The following is a 14516-nucleotide window of genomic DNA, read 5'->3' as shown; positions in this document are numbered from 1 at the left end:
TCCGGATCAGCCGGCGCGCTCGAGCATCTCGACTTTCGCTTTCTTGATTTCTTCATCCGACGCCTCCTCGATGCCCGCAATGCGGTTGCTTGCGGCCTTTGTCGCCAGGATCAATTCGTCGAGTTTCAACTGCAAGGCCAGCGTGTCGCGGTTCTGCGTTGCCTGGATCAGAAAGACCATCAGGAACGTCACGATTGTCGTGCCCGTGTTGATGACGAGCTGCCAGGTATCGCTGAAGCCGAATAAGGGACCCGTGATCGCCCACACGAGTACGACGGCAACTGCCAGCAGAAAGGTCGTCGGTCGGCCGGAAATGCGCGAGGTCGCAACTGCCAGCCGGGCGAACCAATTGCCGCTCGGCTGAGCATTCGCGGACGTAGAGCCTATGGGCAGATTTGCGCGCATTGAATGATTTCCTTGGCGAAGCGGAAGCCACACCGCAGATGTCCGCTAGTCAGCTATTGGCGATCGACGGACCGCAAGGAGCGCCGTCAGCTGATGGAAGGAGGCCGTCTTTCTTTTCCCATTTTTCTGACCGCTTCGACGATGCGGTCGGGTTGGTAGGGCTTGTGCAAGGTGAGACTGCCAGGCACCGGACGGGCCTCGACGGGCGAGAAGCCGGTCGCGTAGATCACCTGCAGCTGGGGATCATGCTCCCGACAACGTTCGGCGATCTGCCACCCGTCAACTCCGCCGGGCAGCCTGATGTCGGTGACCAGAACGTCCGCGATCTGCCTCTTGCACAATGCCAGCGCTTGCTCACCATTGGAGGCGTGAAAGACCTCGTAGCCTTCCTCGCGCAGAGCGTCGACCACCAATTCGCGGACAAGTGGATCGTCCTCGACCATAAGTATTCGCACCGGTGGCTCCTCAATACTCTTGACGACTGTTGCAAGTCTGGAACGGCCCAGCCTTGAGAGGGTTCCGCGGCGACGCTGCCAACGTCGCAGCATTCTCGGAATCAGAGACTCAGGCCATCCTGTGAAATGCCGGTGGCAACGTCTCTCGAACCAGTTGACTCAGATCCAGCGCCTCCCCGCTGTCCGCAATGTCGGAGAATAGAACCTCGACGAAGGGATGCTGTCGGTTGAATACCGCGCCTCGCTGGTATTTCGCGCTCACGATCCGCTGAAGTGCGGGAAGGTTCAGTCTGCCAAGCGCATTGTATTGATCGCGAAACAGACTTTGTCGCCCTCCACGATGCTCGATGGAAGCCGCCCAGACGTCCATCACCTTCCGCCCAATGAACGCCTCCACGCATTCATTTCCATCCTGAGCGAGAAGCCTTAGTCCATCCATGACGTGTGGTCCGTCATCGACCCGAAACTGTGTAAGCGACATGGGATTCCTCCTGTTATCGGCGTCCATCTACATCGGCGGGCAGTCGTGGACTGCTCCTCCCTCGTTGTCCCATCGCGACAGCGCCGGGGCACTTGATCTTGCATCGGCAGGCGAGTCTTCTGTCACCGGCAATTTGCCGCGACCGGCATCATCCTTGTGGTTCTGAAGAAACCGGGCGATTTGGCTGCGGAGCGCCGATGTCGCCAGTAACTTGCCGACCGACCCCGCAGTGTCGAAGATCTGCCGTTGCAGCGTTGTCGGCAGGGCGTTCCATCGTATGATGATGGCCGCGCCCAGACACCGCAAAATACGTTCTTCTTGGGCCGCAAGGGCTGCACCGTACGAGCGGTTCTCATCCGGATCGGGCGGGTGCTTGGTCAGTTCGCCGTGCTTGGCTTCTCTCGCCAGAGATTGCTGAGATCTAAACATGCCGGGCCTCTTTCGTTGAAAGTCGCGGCCCCTTTCGAACAAACCCCCGATGGGGTGATCAGACTCAAATAGATATGGGGATCAAAGGTCCGGACAACGAGCCCAAAGTCCAAATAAACTTGCACGATAGTTGGCATCGTTTGGCGTCCAGTTGCGTCGTGCAAAGAGCATTGCCGCGACAGCGGACTGCGGTGATCCCGCCAAACTCCCGGTCGTGAGCAATATTGACCAGCGGGCAGCGCTGCCGGGTCCATACTGCTGCGATCGCCGTGGACACCGATCGGTGAGAGTTCGATAGTGCCGCTGCCCTTATTCCGCAGGGGGCGAGCGTGCTCGGGTCACAAGCCAGGGCCCCTAACGCCTCGCGCGACGTGGCGACCAGTGCTGGCTTTGGAGTGCAAAGTGAGGACGATGAAATGACAACGCTGCCGCGCAACGATCTGGATCGTCACGATTGGGCTACCCGGGCATCCGAGGCTCTGGCGCAAGCAAAGCAGTTGCCGGCCGGAGCGATGCGATTCGAAGCCATCAGAAAAGCGGAGCAACTTGGCTTTGCCGCTGAGATGAGGAAATGGCTGATACCGAAGAAGCCCAACGGCGCCCCGAAAGTGACTGGCTGACGGCGATCTCGGTTTCGAAGCGGTGAAGTGCTGATTTGGGCGAGAAGCCCAGGCCCAGAGAGCAGACCAGAAGGGCTCTCCTAAAGGAACGGCCCCAGGGCGTGGGGGCGCGCTGGGGCCGTCATTTCATCGGATGCGTGGGGCACATGCATCCGGTCGCCCGTTACCAAGCAACGCCGCCGACATTCGTTCCAGGAAAGCCGCAAGTCGCGTTGCTAGGAAGTGATCTCGTCGGTCCACACCTTGAAGCTCACCAGGGTGTTCGGCCCAAACGTCTGGGTAATCGGGACGTCAGCAGCGTCACGTCCCTGGGCAATCAGGATGCGTCCAATCCGTGGCACGTTGTTGCGCGGATCGAACGTGTACCAACGTCCGCCAATGTAGGCCTCGAACCATCCGGCGAAGTCTCCTGGCGCATAGGGGGGCGGCATGCCGATGTCGCCCAAATAGCCGGTGCAGTACCTTGCCGGAATGTTCATGCAGCGACAGAACGTGATGGCCAGATGCGCGAAGTCTCGGCAAACGCCCTTGCCCTCGTGGTACACTTCCCGGGCCGTCTTGGTGGCGCGCGCGTGCTCGTAGCCGAATTGAATGTGATTGTGGACGAAATCGCAGATCGCCTGAACGCGCGCCCATCCGGGCGGCTGCTTCTCGAAGAGCTTCCACGCGGTGTCGGATAGCTGGTCGGTTTCGCAATAGCGACTGCCGAGAAGATACACGATCGTCTCTGCCGGCAAGTCCTCGACCGCGTGTTGGGAAGCCGAGGGCACGGTGGCGTCCGGCAAGCCCGTGTCGCGAATGATGCCATCAGCCGCCAGCCGCAGTCGACCGGCTGGAGCAACGATACGGCTGCACCAGCTACCGAAGCCATCGCGGTATGGGTTGATCGCCACCGGAGGATCAGTGGTCAGATAGTCAGGCACGATAACGTCGGAAGCCCGGGTAAAATGAACGCCCAGGACCATGATCATGGGTGTGGGTTGCGGAAACTCGTAGACCATCTCATAGCCGACCCGGATCTTCACTCGACATCCTCCAAAGTCGAGAAGGCTGCTCGACTACTTCGATCTTGTGTGTGCTCACCCTACACTCGCGACACAGCGCGGCGCGAACCCCAACGCCCTGGTGGTGCTTGTGTTCCAGCCACTTCATCACGGCAGCTACAATAGAGCCGACGCCGTTTTGACGTTGACCTCCACATTCATTCCAAGCTCGTCCTCGCGACTTCCCCAATAGGTGCCGAACAGGGGAATGGCCTGGCTCGGGATTCTGGCCACCGCGACGCGAATTAAGTCCCGGTTTCCGACGATGCCGTTGGTCGGATCGAACTCGACCCAGCCCGAACCGGGGATGTAAATCTGGCACCAGGCATGGGTGGCTCCCCCGCCCAGCCAGACAGGACCATCGCGATCCGGTACGTAGATATAGCCGGTGATAAAGCGTGCGGCGAAGCCCAGGCTTCGCGCAGCTTCAATCATCAAGACGGCAAAGTCCCTGCAGGTGCCTTTCCTCAGTTCAAGTGTGGTGGAGGGAATTTGAGTTCCTGGCGCCGTGCGGCGGTCATATGCGAAGCCATCCGAGATTGCTTCATTGAGGGTCATCAGGAGCTGGCCCGTCGGACGTTTCGTCCCCCGCGTGAGAAAGGTGTCCAGCCACCGGCCAACATGATCTTCCGGGTCGGAGAACCATCTCTGAACATAAGGTGCCAGGTCAGGCGCCTCTTCGTCATGATACGTGAATGGATGGTCCTTCGCGTAATCCTCAATCCTAAAGTCCGGGGCGTTCTCCGGAGTGTGGTCAACCTTGATTTCACAGTCGAATCGCAAGTAATCGCTCGCGCGGTCAAATTCGATGTGTGCGACGCAATTCCCAAAGACATCATGAAGCCATCTCACCTCTGAGGGCTTCGGCGTCACATCGAGCGAGAAGTCAATCAGTCGTTGATCGAAGCTGTCCCGCGGACGTGCCATTAGCTGATGCCGGCCGAGCCTTACCTCGCGCTCGTACCGGTACGTTGTACTATGCCGGACGATGAAGATCGCCATGATGTCGCCGGTCGACGAGGGTTAAGGGCTCACGATTCGCTCGATTGATGGCGACGATCGCATTCCGACGGGAAATGTATCTGAATTTGCCGACAACTGACGAGATCTTCGGAAGGCCGTGGCGCAAGTGATGCCAGGGCAGGTTCGCATGTCTGGTTGACCCATACAACAAGGGCGGCTCTCGAGCCGCCCTCGTAACTGCCAGTCATATGCCCGGCGTGGTCGCCTAGCCTTCGATGATGTAGACGATCTCGTGGGTGCGCGGGCGAAGAACAATGTACCTTCCGTGCACGAGGATGAAATCGTATCCACGCCATTCCGGATAGATCTCGACGATACGTGCCGGCATCGGGTAGTAGCGGACGCCCGCCGGGACGGCCGTTCCGATCGAGAGGTTGAAGTTCACGTTTGCAACTTCCTCGACCTTCTCTTGCTTCATCGCCGAACTGATCTGGGTGCGCTTCTCGGCGGGAGGCGTCGCTGTCGCTGCGGCTGCGGCGTTGCCGGTCGTCTTGTTGTCCGAGGTCGAGGGCTTGGTCTCGGCAGTCGGAGTCTTCAAGTCCTTCGAGGTCGCGGCCGAATCAGACGATTTCGTCTTGCTTTCGGCTTTCATCTCGCTCGCCGCCTTGCCGCCCGAAGGCGACGTCGTTTCGGCGGTCGGATTCTTCACGTCCTTCGTGGCGGCCGGCGTCGTCGACTCCGAGGCCTTCGACTTGCCATCGGCCTTCATGTCACCGGTCGTTTTCGCATCCGGCTTGCCCTGCGCATGTTGGGGCGCCATCTCCTTTGACCCAGCACCTGGGGTAGCCTTCTCGACTCCCTTTGCCGCGGGTGCATCCATCGGCGCCGCAGGATCACCTTTCGGCGAAGCGGCCGTCGGAGAGTCCTTCGCCGCTCCTTGATTGGCGCCTTGAGCTGTCGCAAACCCAGTCGTGGCCAATAGGGCCGCAACGGCCGCAGAAACCATTAATGACTTTCTCATCTGATTTTCCAATTCAAATTGAATCTATGCCGACGGACGCCGGCCATAGGGTGCAACGGCTCCGACCTCCTAGAGTTCCGCTTTCTCCGATTGAGCCATCACGCGAGCTGCGCAAGGCGCCATCGGCGGCGTGCGATGGCAACTCCCAACAGGAAGGCGACCAGCAGAGAGCCAAGAGGGGCTTCGCGCGCGATATTGCTCAGGACGCTCAGCGGCATTCCTGGCTTTCGTCCAGCCTCTATCGCGCCCGCAACCCGATTGGCGGTCCCCTTCACGGCGTCGGAGACTTCCGCGATAGGAGATTTCGGCTCTGAAGCAGGATCCAGGCTTTCGTTGGGGAAGGGGGCGAGCGGGATGTCGTCGCTCATGATTCAATCTCCAATCCAGCAATTGCTCGGCTGCACCCGTCCCAAACGCTATCGCGTGCGCCGCGTCGGGCGCGCCAGCCATTGCGCCAACACAAATCCGATCGCGCCGGCGATCAGCATCGAACCGAGCGGATTATCCTGCACCTTCCTGGCGATCGCTTGTGTGCCCTCGCGGAAGGTATCGCCGCTGTTCTCATAGGCGTCCTTGGCGTAGTCGGCGGCGGCATCCGTAACGTCGCGCGCGGCGTCCTTGGCTTGGCCGTACAGGTTCTGCGCGGTGCCCTTCGCCTCGCGGAACCGGCCCGCTGCCTGGCTCTTTGCATCGCCGGCGATATCGCCGACGGTGCCCTCGAGCTTACCGGCGAATTCCTTCGCCGAGCCGGCAATGCGATCGTTCTCCATAGCGGATACTCCCTGGGGTGAAAGTCTCGGAGAGCTAACTGGTGGGATCACGCGGCGTTCCTGCGCGCACAGAGCGCGGCCTGCAAATGTGGTTGCGATCTGAGCTCCCAGCAGTCCACGCCTGCCGCTCGACCGCGCCGAAGAGACGGATCAAGATCGCCAGGAAAGCCGCTTTCGCTTCTGCGCAGCCTTGAATTCCAGGGCATGTCGTTGAACGGCGTGCTTGGCATTGAAGCTCCAACGACGCACGAGTTGCCATGCCGGCAGGGACGCGACCCAGTCCTGGCCTTGGCAAAACCTATCGTGGCACCAGGCGAAAGCAGGAATTGACATCAGCTTGTCGCGGTTGACGCAGAAGAGCCGCTCGATGAGCAGGAGTTTGAGAAGCTCGCCGACGATGAGGAGCGCAAACCCGCGACCGATGTGCCCGGTCGCCGTCAGGTAAGCCGCAAGAGGCTTGACAGGTTCAAGCAAGATGACCGGCACGAGGAACAGTGCCAGAGCCGGATAAGGGCGAAGCGACTCGATCCACGCTCGCACGCGCTCGAAAAACCAGCAGTTCGCCAACCGGCGAAAGACAGGTTTGAAGAGAGTGAAAAAGACCGCGTCCACCAGGAAGTAGATGGCTGCGATCAGAAACACAAAGGGTTTGAACATGCGGCTCAAGCGGGTTCTCCAATGAACCAAGCGCGAACCCATCGTTAAGTTCACGAATTCAAGCGGCGAATTCCAGGACCCGCAACGGAACCATTGCTCTGCGTCCCCTTATGGCGCGCGACCAGACCTATTTTGGCGTCTCGGAACGAAATGAGCCGTCGCTCCTTCTCGTCCCACAAGGCCTTCGGCACACATCGCAAGCTCTGGACGAGGGTGATTCGGCCCACATTTGCGAGTTCCGGATGATCCCGGAGCACGTCCGGCAGCCGATAGCAGGGAATTCGACTGCATAGATGATGGACGTGGTGGACGCCGATGTTCGCGGTGAACCAGCGCAAGACCCACGGCAAGTGATAGTGCGAACTGCCATAGAGCGCAGCTTCGTGAAAGCTCCAGGCTTCATCGCATGACCATGAGGTGTTCTCGAACTGGTGTTGGACATAGAACAGCCAGACGCCGATCGACGCAGCCAGAACCATGATCGGCAGATGCACCAGCAGGAATGGCCCAGGGCCTACCAGCCGGATCATGCCGACGATCAGAACCGCGATGGCGACGTTCGTGCCCATCGTGCTCAGCCATGGCTGCCAGCCGTTACGCATCATCCCAATCGGCAATCGATGCCGCAAGATGAACAGATATGTCGGGCCCACGCCAAACATGACGATCGGATGCCGGTACAGGCGATAGAGGATCTGGCGCCATCGAGACCGTGCGGCAAACTCACTCACGGTCAATGTATCGATGTCGCCCGAGCCTCTATGATCGAGATTGCCTGAACTCGCGTGATGCCGCGCATGGTTGCGCCGCCAATAATCGTAGGGAGTCAAAGTGACAACGCCGATGGCTCGGCCGATCCAATCGTTTGCAAGCCGGCTGCGAAAGAAAGACCCGTGGCCGCAGTCATGCTGGATCATGAAGAGACGAACGAGCAGGCCTGCCGCGGGCACGGCCAGCAGCAGGCCAATCCCATGGCCGCGGACAACGCCGACGAGCATCAGAGCCCAGATGACAGAAAAGGGTACTGCCGTGATCACCAGCTCGAAAATGCCGCGCGCGTCATCGGGTTGGCGATACCGGGCGAGCAGCGCTGCCAGCGAGCGGGCTTCCGGTGGATATTGAACCATGTCTAACTGCTTTCGGAGTGAGCCGCCAAAGCCAGGCCGCGACATCATCGACGACCGGAATGATCACGACGAGCCCGGGTTCGGCACGAGGTAACCCATGACACCGAGCACCGCGCCGATAAGCGACGCGGGCTACCGCAGGACATGCGATGATCGAACCCAATGCTAATCCGCGTCCGGATGTCTTGCTGAGCAATATTGCTCAGTCCGGGAGCCGGCACTTCAGAAAGGACGCGGGTTGATCGAGGCTACGGGGTGTACGCTTTCGGGATGCGGCGAATGCGGGCCGGACTCCTTGACCGATCTTGCAATCACTTCTCGGAAAATGTGAGCAATATTGATCAGCAGCCGGTCAGGTGGTGCGCGATTTTGGTGCCGTCCGATTCGCTTCACGACCACAGGTGAACGGCCCCGACCCGGAAGGAGCATCACATGCCCGAAATCTTCGCGCGCCCCGAGCCCTCGCTTATTCCGATCGCACGACCGCGCTGTCCGAAGTGCCAGGGCCGCATGACGCTGACCCGGATCGAATCCGACCACGGCAATCCTGACCTGCGGACTTTCGAATGCTCCAATTGCGAACTCGTCTGCCGGCTGCCGGCAGATGAACAAGTAAAATCACTCAAGACCTAAGGGCCCGAAGCCCGAAAAGGGAGTCCACTCACGTCACGCGATACGTCGCGCACAAGCTATGTGGCCGGGGTGCTCAGCGCGGCTATTGGCACGTCGAACGTGTACGAAAACCCCGTCGACGCATAGGCTAGTTGCACGTCACCCCGCAACTGCTTGCCCAGGGTTTCGATCAGCCGTGTTCCGAAGCTGCGCTTTGCGGGCGGCTGGACGATCGGGCCATTCTTTTCGGTCCAGGTGAGGTGCAAGCGTTGTGTCGCTTGGTCCACCGTCCAGATGATGTCGACGCGTCCCTCCGGGACCGACAGGGCGCCGAACTTGGTGGTATTCGTGCAAAGCTCGTTGAGCGTCATCGCGACGGCGATGACGGCACCCGACGCCATCCGGATATCGGGTCCCGCGATCGAGAATTTCGATTCGTCGGGATTGTCGAAGGCTTCGATGGCGCTGCGAACGACCGTGCCAAGATCGGCGCTGGACCATTTTGCCTGCAGAAGGAGATCGTGCGCCCGGCCGAGTGCCAGGAGCCGGCCCTCGATGGCGCGCTGCGCGTGCTCAACCCCCTGCAGGTTGCGCAGGCTCTGGGACACGATTGCGGCGACGGTCGCGAGCGTGTTCTTGATGCGGTGATGCAGCTCTTCGAGGATCAGCTTCTGCAGCTTGTCGGATGCCTCGCGTTCTTTGGCATCGATACCGGCCTTGGCAAGCAGGCTCCTCGTATTGATCTCAGCCTGCGCCAGGAGTAGCCGCAGGCTGACATTCTCCGCCAGAAAGTCCTGGTGGAATTCTGCGCCGCCGGGGCGCTTGTCCGTACGGAGATCAACTTCAAGCATTTGCAATTGTATCACCTTGGGCTGGGTACCGCACTTGATTTCGGCCGAGCATTCCCTCTGGCGGCATCCGGCGCCAAGAACGACGAGATTCAGGCGTGGCCAATCATGCTGCGTAACTCAGCTATGATTTGCCAGGCTTGGAGTGGTTTGCCAAAAAATCTGCTGCAGGGGGGAAGATCGATGCTCGATGGGTTCAATTGTCCCGACACCAGGATGATCTTGATCGCTGGCCAACGCTTATGCACGGTATGCGCAAGACCCAGGCCGTCCATGCTGCCGGGCAACTGAATGTCGGTGCACATGAGCGCGATGTCGGACCTGGATTCCAGGATTGCGACGGCTTCGTCGGTATCCAGAGCTTCAAGCGGCGTGTAACCGGCGTCTTCCACCATGTCGACCGCGCGCATGCGGAGCATCATCTCGTCCTCTACGACGAGAACGACGGCCGGACTGCGTGAAAGATCGGGCACCATCGGATGGGCATCCACGGGAAAACGGGTGTGACTGAAACAAGCGATTGATCTGAGACAAGCATCTCGGTGCCCCGACGATCCATGCCCAGGTGCTGTTTTCCTAAATATCCGAGTTTGGGCCTGAACGGTGGAGCGCGAAAAGAAGATAGCTCTCAACCGTCATTTTGCTGGCACGCCGACCCTGCCGCTGAAATGCTCGAGCATTTCAGCGGCGTTCTCCAGGATCGTAGCCATTTTCATCGCATCCGCACGCTCGTCTCCCGGCGGCATCTTGCGGGCTCTATCCAGGGCGTCTGCCGCCCGGATGTTCAGCTTGCAAGCTAACGAGGATTGGACTCGCTTGACTGGCCGGAATGAGCGGTTGGCTTGAGCTGACGGCGCGGGCCCACCGAGGGAAACTACCACTGAATAAGCATCGCAGCAGCGATCAGAAGCACAAAAAAGACCGGCAGCAGTACCGGAGGCACCAGCCACTCGCGAACGCTGAATTTGGAGATATCTGACATAGTAACCGCCTCTAGGTCGCGGCGGGAGCACAATGCTCTCAGTCACCGATAACAGCCGAGGGCGGGCGGTGATGTCTAGGATATAGTGCCGATCCGCAGAATAACCAGTCCAGGCGCAACTATTTGCTGTGACAGGATCGAGCGGGGTTGTAATCCGCTTCCAGCATAGCCATTTGGAGGCTGGCGCAACCGGATCGCTCCAAACTCCCTCCCTTGGCGCCAAGCTTTGGCTACCGCACATCTTGTCAGCGTATCGACCGGTTGCACGCGAGTGCGTCGGAGACAGGATCGGCTATCGCCATCGAATATGCCGCGACGCAAATCGCGTGCAGCCGGCACGGAGGTCTCGTGCTCCGACAACTGATCGGCCCCGACAACATGATCGAGTTTCCGAACCATAGCCGGTCATATGACCGCACGCGGCGTGCCGTACGATTTTGGGGACACGACAGCGCTATTGAGGCATCGTTTTTCATCAACGAAAATGCGCTGAAGCGAATTCAACCAGATATCGGTTACGACGAGTCGGGTTTTCTGCGCGCGTTCGATTCCAATCGCGACTTGATATGCGCCGCCGCTGCCAAGGTGTACGTCCGCGGCAGCAGGGGCTCTTACGACCTGGTCGCCGCTAATTTTTGAACCGATCGTGCTTCTGGATTTCGCCTGATCGGCCAAACTGCTTGATGTGCTTCGATCTGGCCATCTGAATACTCTCGACTGACCACGAGGGGTAGCGGCAGAGTTTAACCGAGACTGAGCGTCAGACGCCGAGTGAAGCGTTCGATCTATGCCATTTGAAGATGGCCTCAATGAAAATGGCCGCGGAGTACTCCGCGGCCATTCATAGATATCCCGTCGTCTCTCAGTAGCGGTCGGTCCCGATTCCGACGCTCACGCCGGGAGCGCGGAAGCCGACGCCGGCACGGTCGTCATAGCCGCGCCGCTCGATGTAACGCTCGCGTGGAGCGTATCCGTAAGCATCGCGCCCGTCGCGGATGATAACATGGCGTTCGCCGCGTTCACGCCAGCAGCGACCATCTTCATTGCAGACCATGCGAACGTTTTGAATGTTGCTCTCCGGCGCAATCGAAACGCTGGCGGAAAGTGGGGCGGCTGAAGCGGCGGTCACAATAAGCGTACTTGCGGCGGCTACCAGAGTGATTGCGAAGGTTTTCATAATAGCATTTCTCCAAAGGTGATTGTGTCAGTGAGCCAATGGGCTCGCGACAGGATGGTTCCAGGAACTCGGATGCGAATAATATTTAGCGCAGGTGCAGGCGAGGAGCAGGGACTCCAAGTTGAAGGCGGCTTGATACCCACACCCGTCGGCTTGCTAAGCAATTGATGCCAATGCCGCACGCCGCAGTTCGTTCTGATTGCGCTCACCGGTCGCAGCACGAGCGAGGATGCTCTGCGCAACCTGCAAACGGTTGGAGGTCGTGAGCAGAGTGGGTGAGAATGACCCTATCGCATCCTCAAAAATTGCTTTGAAGCTGGCAAGCTCTTCTGGAGAATAGACTACACGTTGATTCATCATCCTAATGACTTTCCCTATTTGCTACGTCTTGTCGGTGTGCCCTCTCACTGTCGCGCGCAAAAAAAATCGGCCAGCGGCGTCGGTCCAATTGCCATCGGAAGTTACTCCCTACCAGCTTCGGCCACGGAGTTGCGCGCGATGGTACCGGCAGAAATTTGAACTAAAGAACCGATTGCCCAACAGCCTGCGATCACAACGATCGAACCGTGAGACACGACCTGATCAACGACAATCATGCTGACAGATAGAAACGCTGCAATCGCGGCAATGAATGTGCCTGCTGCGCTGAAGATCTCAGCCGCATCGGTGTGGCTCCGCTCTTCCGGGAGCCCCTGAGCACGATGGCGAGGTAGGTCGATGCCGATATAGAAGCTAAAAGCTCCGTAGAGCATCAGCAGCAAGATGAACCAGACACTTCCAAACAGTTCGTGTTCGAGGCGCATCAACGCTGCGGCCACGTACATGCCGCACGAGCCTCCAATCGTGGCGAGTCCAATCCTTTCAAGGAAATGCGCCGATTTGATTAGGGGAGAAGGAGCGACCCATATGGTCGCCGCGCCATAAGTGTACTTTGCCGCAGACAGGGCACTGGGAACTACATTGCTCATTTTCATGTCGATCTTCCTTCTGCGATTGCCTGACGCGCGCGACGTGGTCGGCACTCCCGTGTTTGGAACAGCAATTTTGGAAAGAGTTTGCCTACCGACGGCAATGTGCTGCCATTTAGATGGAGGCGAGGAATTCGGTGCGTCGCCGTTTTGGCAGCTGTCGGGCAAGCAATCCGCTTGACCGCTACAAAAACGCTACTCCGTTTCCGGTTCAACGCCTAATCAATAATGACTGGCAATGGAGGCGGTCTGAAAAATCTGCGGTGTTATGCCTCCGACGAAACTCTCTGAGTCGCCGCAATCCCACAAGGGATGGCATCGCAGCGCGAGGTCGTACGCGCTGCGCCCAGCGGCCGATGCGAAGTCAATTGTGGGCTCGCTGCATTCCCGCGATTGGTATTCCCGCCTCTTGGCCTGCGGAATGGATTACGGCAGCGCCACCTACCAATGAGGGGAGCTTTCAAATGCCAAGCAGATTGTGCCGTGGCGAAGCGCGCAGGTGTCACCCGCTTCCCGCAGCTTGTCGCGAGGTCTGTCCGAGGTGCTACTGCACGGGCACTCCTAGGTGACTGAGGGTGTTACGCTCCCGCCGTGATGGCTAAAACATACAGCCAGAACGACGCTGGCGCAGCCAGAGCACTGGATCTCGCATCGGCAGGCGTACCTCCTGTCACAGGCAATTTGCCGCGACCGGAATCATCCTTGTGGTCGTGCAGAAATCAGGCAATCTCCCGCGGAGCTCCGCTGTCTCCACCGGCCTTCCAACCGCCCCGGCGGCGTCGAAGATCTCCCGTTGCAGCACCGTCGGCAAGGCGTTCCATTGCATGATGAGGGCCGCGCCAAGACAACGCAGAATGTACTCCTCGTCAGCCGCGAGGGCTGCGCCGCGGGGATGGTCCTGCTCCGGGATGAGAACGGAGCCGTTGCAAGCCTCCGCGAACCCTCGCTTGTCATCCGTCAAAAAGACGAAGCCGTCCCTTCAGGTCTTGAATTTACGCGTTTCCTCAGCGCTGAGAACCCTTGACGAGTTCGCCGCGCGCGGTTGCCCTTGGGCGATGCTGCTCGGATGTGAACATGCAGAGCCCTCTCGTTGGTTGACCAGGACAGATATGGATATGGGGATCGAAGGTTCGAATAACGAGCCCAGGCGCAAAATAAGATTGCCAACGGAGCGCGCGGATAGGCTTTGCTGTGCGTCCAACCGTCCCGCCTGGCAAAAAGAGCCGCTGCGGCGGACTGCAATCAGGAACAATTCACCACCATCTTCGACCGCATCGTAGTTGCGAGCGATGGCGTCCTTCATCGCGAACCTCTCTGACAGTTTGTCCGCCGATAACTTCGGTCGACATTCAGATCTGATCAGGTAGCCTGCTTAATTCGCCGAGCTGCGCTTTTCCGGTTTAGCTCACTTGACGGACTCTGCCAGACCGGCTCGACCGGTCCGTATCTTCGTTTATGAAAACGGTGCCTCAATAGCGCTGTCGTGTCCCCCAAATCGCACGGCAGGCCGCGTGAACGACTATGGTTCGGAAACTCAATCATGGTTGAGGCCGAATAGTTGTCAGTGCACGAGACTCCGGGCCTGCCTGCGCGCGACTTGCATCGGGGCTTTGCCACAGTCTATCCCATGACGCACTCGCGCGCAGTCGGTCGATAAACTGACAAGAGGCGCGGCTGCACCTTATGGTCGTGTTGCCCGCTGTGCAGCGCGCTGAAGTCGCTGATGCCGTCCACCCCAAGGATCACGGCCTCGCCATCGATCACAAACCTCTTTTGGCGGTTCCTCAGCGCGGCCTCAGCAATCCAGGGATAACGCTTCGTCCAGTCGCTGCCGTTGCGGGAGGGCAGCCGGACGCGCTCGTTTTCCCGGATGACCAGCATCCGATGGCCGTCGTGCTTTACCTCATGGATCCAGTCCGGCCCTGGCGCGGTCCGCCGGGCTGAGATCACGGCGGCGG

General features: G+C 59.3%; 21 protein-coding genes. 3 read left to right on the top strand and 18 right to left on the bottom strand.

Annotated features, from left to right (window positions below; all coding sequences use genetic code 11):
• Positions 1-6 precede the first annotated feature (6 nt).
• The 4 genes from XI02_RS37030 to XI02_RS37015 form a co-directional block, all read right to left on the bottom strand.
• On the bottom strand, positions 7-405 hold the full coding sequence (locus XI02_RS37030; RefSeq protein ID WP_172646920.1) for a low affinity iron permease family protein: 399 nt from the start codon (positions 403-405) through the stop codon (positions 7-9).
• Positions 406-491: 86 nt separating this feature from the next.
• Positions 492-848, bottom strand: a complete 357-nt coding sequence (locus XI02_RS37025) for a response regulator (RefSeq protein WP_172646921.1) — start codon at positions 846-848, stop codon at positions 492-494.
• A 121-nt stretch (positions 849-969) separates the two neighbouring features.
• Positions 970-1341, bottom strand: a complete 372-nt coding sequence (locus tag XI02_RS37020; RefSeq protein ID WP_172646922.1) for a signal transduction histidine kinase — start codon at positions 1339-1341, stop codon at positions 970-972.
• Between the two features lie 27 nt (positions 1342-1368).
• Positions 1369-1770 carry a hypothetical protein gene (locus tag XI02_RS37015; protein WP_172646923.1) on the bottom strand — a complete coding sequence of 134 codons (402 nt, stop codon included), beginning with the start codon at positions 1768-1770 and terminating at the stop codon, positions 1369-1371.
• A 416-nt stretch (positions 1771-2186) separates the two neighbouring features.
• Here XI02_RS37015 and XI02_RS37010 point away from each other — a divergent pair, with 416 nt between their 5' ends.
• A complete protein-coding gene (locus XI02_RS37010; RefSeq protein ID WP_240536842.1) occupies positions 2187-2390 on the top strand; it encodes a hypothetical protein in 204 nt (67 codons plus the stop codon).
• A 215-nt stretch (positions 2391-2605) separates the two neighbouring features.
• Here XI02_RS37010 and XI02_RS37005 read toward each other — a convergent pair whose 3' ends face one another.
• The 7 genes from XI02_RS37005 to XI02_RS36975 form a co-directional block, all read right to left on the bottom strand.
• Complete coding sequence (locus XI02_RS37005; RefSeq protein ID WP_172646924.1) at positions 2606-3415, bottom strand: transglutaminase family protein; 810 nt, start codon at positions 3413-3415, stop codon at positions 2606-2608.
• Positions 3416-3550: 135 nt separating this feature from the next.
• Complete coding sequence (locus XI02_RS37000) at positions 3551-4435, bottom strand: transglutaminase family protein (protein WP_194483266.1); 885 nt, start codon at positions 4433-4435, stop codon at positions 3551-3553.
• 226 nt (positions 4436-4661) lie between these two features.
• Positions 4662-5429 (bottom strand): DUF1236 domain-containing protein, encoded by a 768-nt coding sequence (locus XI02_RS36995; protein ID WP_244981006.1) that lies wholly within the window; start codon positions 5427-5429, stop codon positions 4662-4664.
• Positions 5430-5515: 86 nt separating this feature from the next.
• Positions 5516-5785, bottom strand: a complete 270-nt coding sequence (locus tag XI02_RS36990; RefSeq protein WP_172646926.1) for a hypothetical protein — start codon at positions 5783-5785, stop codon at positions 5516-5518.
• Between the two features lie 48 nt (positions 5786-5833).
• Positions 5834-6187: a CsbD family protein gene (locus XI02_RS36985; RefSeq protein ID WP_014493227.1), complete on the bottom strand. Its 354-nt coding sequence runs from the start codon at positions 6185-6187 to the stop codon at positions 5834-5836.
• Between the two features lie 150 nt (positions 6188-6337).
• Positions 6338-6844 (bottom strand): hypothetical protein, encoded by a 507-nt coding sequence (locus tag XI02_RS36980; protein WP_049803101.1) that lies wholly within the window; start codon positions 6842-6844, stop codon positions 6338-6340.
• A gap of 50 nt (positions 6845-6894) precedes the next feature.
• Entirely contained in the window at positions 6895-7971 is a 1077-nt protein-coding gene (locus tag XI02_RS36975; RefSeq protein WP_172646927.1) for a fatty acid desaturase, read from the bottom strand.
• Between the two features lie 432 nt (positions 7972-8403).
• On the opposite strand from XI02_RS36975, the gene XI02_RS36970 reads away from it, so the two are divergent.
• Entirely contained in the window at positions 8404-8604 is a 201-nt protein-coding gene (locus XI02_RS36970; RefSeq protein ID WP_014493230.1) for a hypothetical protein, read from the top strand.
• Positions 8605-8660: 56 nt separating this feature from the next.
• Here XI02_RS36970 and XI02_RS36965 read toward each other — a convergent pair whose 3' ends face one another.
• Both XI02_RS36965 and XI02_RS36960 read right to left on the bottom strand, forming a co-directional pair.
• Positions 8661-9434 carry a sensor histidine kinase gene (locus XI02_RS36965; RefSeq protein WP_172646928.1) on the bottom strand — a complete coding sequence of 258 codons (774 nt, stop codon included), beginning with the start codon at positions 9432-9434 and terminating at the stop codon, positions 8661-8663.
• Positions 9435-9523: 89 nt separating this feature from the next.
• Positions 9524-9907 carry a response regulator gene (locus XI02_RS36960; RefSeq protein ID WP_172646929.1) on the bottom strand — a complete coding sequence of 128 codons (384 nt, stop codon included), beginning with the start codon at positions 9905-9907 and terminating at the stop codon, positions 9524-9526.
• A gap of 854 nt (positions 9908-10761) precedes the next feature.
• On the opposite strand from XI02_RS36960, the gene XI02_RS36950 reads away from it, so the two are divergent.
• Positions 10762-11052 (top strand): DUF1488 domain-containing protein, encoded by a 291-nt coding sequence (locus XI02_RS36950; RefSeq protein WP_244981007.1) that lies wholly within the window; start codon positions 10762-10764, stop codon positions 11050-11052.
• Between the two features lie 223 nt (positions 11053-11275).
• Here XI02_RS36950 and XI02_RS36945 read toward each other — a convergent pair whose 3' ends face one another.
• The 5 genes from XI02_RS36945 to XI02_RS45655 all read right to left on the bottom strand — a co-directional run bounded on the left by XI02_RS36945 (position 11276) and on the right by XI02_RS45655 (position 14508).
• Positions 11276-11590 (bottom strand): hypothetical protein, encoded by a 315-nt coding sequence (locus XI02_RS36945; protein ID WP_028343627.1) that lies wholly within the window; start codon positions 11588-11590, stop codon positions 11276-11278.
• Between the two features lie 156 nt (positions 11591-11746).
• Positions 11747-11950, bottom strand: a complete 204-nt coding sequence (locus XI02_RS36940; protein WP_172646930.1) for a hypothetical protein — start codon at positions 11948-11950, stop codon at positions 11747-11749.
• 101 nt (positions 11951-12051) lie between these two features.
• The gene (locus XI02_RS36935; RefSeq protein ID WP_039153443.1) at positions 12052-12564 is read right to left on the bottom strand and encodes a hypothetical protein; all 513 of its coding nucleotides are present in this window, start codon (positions 12562-12564) and stop codon (positions 12052-12054) included.
• 973 nt (positions 12565-13537) lie between these two features.
• Positions 13538-13861: a hypothetical protein gene (locus XI02_RS45660; RefSeq protein WP_244981008.1), complete on the bottom strand. Its 324-nt coding sequence runs from the start codon at positions 13859-13861 to the stop codon at positions 13538-13540.
• A gap of 317 nt (positions 13862-14178) precedes the next feature.
• Positions 14179-14508 carry a hypothetical protein gene (locus tag XI02_RS45655; RefSeq protein WP_338028917.1) on the bottom strand — a complete coding sequence of 110 codons (330 nt, stop codon included), beginning with the start codon at positions 14506-14508 and terminating at the stop codon, positions 14179-14181.
• Positions 14509-14516: the final 8 nt, after the last annotated feature.

The sequence above is a fragment of the Bradyrhizobium sp. CCBAU 21365 genome, from assembly GCF_015291305.1.
Lineage (GTDB): Bacteria > Pseudomonadota > Alphaproteobacteria > Rhizobiales > Xanthobacteraceae > Bradyrhizobium > Bradyrhizobium elkanii.
This window is presented reverse-complemented; position numbering and strand designations above follow the sequence as displayed.

Excerpts from the sequence above, each read along its gene's own strand:
- XI02_RS37015 (WP_172646923.1), bottom strand. The coding sequence starts at position 1,770 with ATGTTTAGATCTCAGCAATCTCTGGCGAGAGAAGCCAAGCACGGCGAA.
- XI02_RS36960 (WP_172646929.1), bottom strand. The coding sequence starts at position 9,907 with ATGGTGCCCGATCTTTCACGCAGTCCGGCCGTCGTTCTCGTCGTAGAG.
- XI02_RS45660 (WP_244981008.1), bottom strand. The coding sequence starts at position 13,861 with ATGAAGGACGCCATCGCTCGCAACTACGATGCGGTCGAAGATGGTGGT.
- XI02_RS37000 (WP_194483266.1), bottom strand. The coding sequence starts at position 4,435 with ATGGCGATCTTCATCGTCCGGCATAGTACAACGTACCGGTACGAGCGC.
- XI02_RS36980 (WP_049803101.1), bottom strand. The coding sequence starts at position 6,844 with ATGTTCAAACCCTTTGTGTTTCTGATCGCAGCCATCTACTTCCTGGTG.
- XI02_RS36990 (WP_172646926.1), bottom strand. The coding sequence starts at position 5,785 with ATGAGCGACGACATCCCGCTCGCCCCCTTCCCCAACGAAAGCCTGGAT.
- XI02_RS36935 (WP_039153443.1), bottom strand. The coding sequence starts at position 12,564 with ATGAAAATGAGCAATGTAGTTCCCAGTGCCCTGTCTGCGGCAAAGTAC.
- XI02_RS37030 (WP_172646920.1), bottom strand. The coding sequence starts at position 405 with ATGCGCGCAAATCTGCCCATAGGCTCTACGTCCGCGAATGCTCAGCCG.
- XI02_RS37025 (WP_172646921.1), bottom strand. The coding sequence starts at position 848 with ATGGTCGAGGACGATCCACTTGTCCGCGAATTGGTGGTCGACGCTCTG.
- XI02_RS36970 (WP_014493230.1), top strand. The coding sequence starts at position 8,404 with ATGCCCGAAATCTTCGCGCGCCCCGAGCCCTCGCTTATTCCGATCGCA.
- XI02_RS36965 (WP_172646928.1), bottom strand. The coding sequence starts at position 9,434 with ATGCTTGAAGTTGATCTCCGTACGGACAAGCGCCCCGGCGGCGCAGAA.
- XI02_RS37010 (WP_240536842.1), top strand. The coding sequence starts at position 2,187 with ATGACAACGCTGCCGCGCAACGATCTGGATCGTCACGATTGGGCTACC.
- XI02_RS36945 (WP_028343627.1), bottom strand. The coding sequence starts at position 11,590 with ATGAAAACCTTCGCAATCACTCTGGTAGCCGCCGCAAGTACGCTTATT.
- XI02_RS36975 (WP_172646927.1), bottom strand. The coding sequence starts at position 7,971 with ATGGTTCAATATCCACCGGAAGCCCGCTCGCTGGCAGCGCTGCTCGCC.
- XI02_RS36940 (WP_172646930.1), bottom strand. The coding sequence starts at position 11,950 with ATGATGAATCAACGTGTAGTCTATTCTCCAGAAGAGCTTGCCAGCTTC.
- XI02_RS36985 (WP_014493227.1), bottom strand. The coding sequence starts at position 6,187 with ATGGAGAACGATCGCATTGCCGGCTCGGCGAAGGAATTCGCCGGTAAG.
- XI02_RS37020 (WP_172646922.1), bottom strand. The coding sequence starts at position 1,341 with ATGTCGCTTACACAGTTTCGGGTCGATGACGGACCACACGTCATGGAT.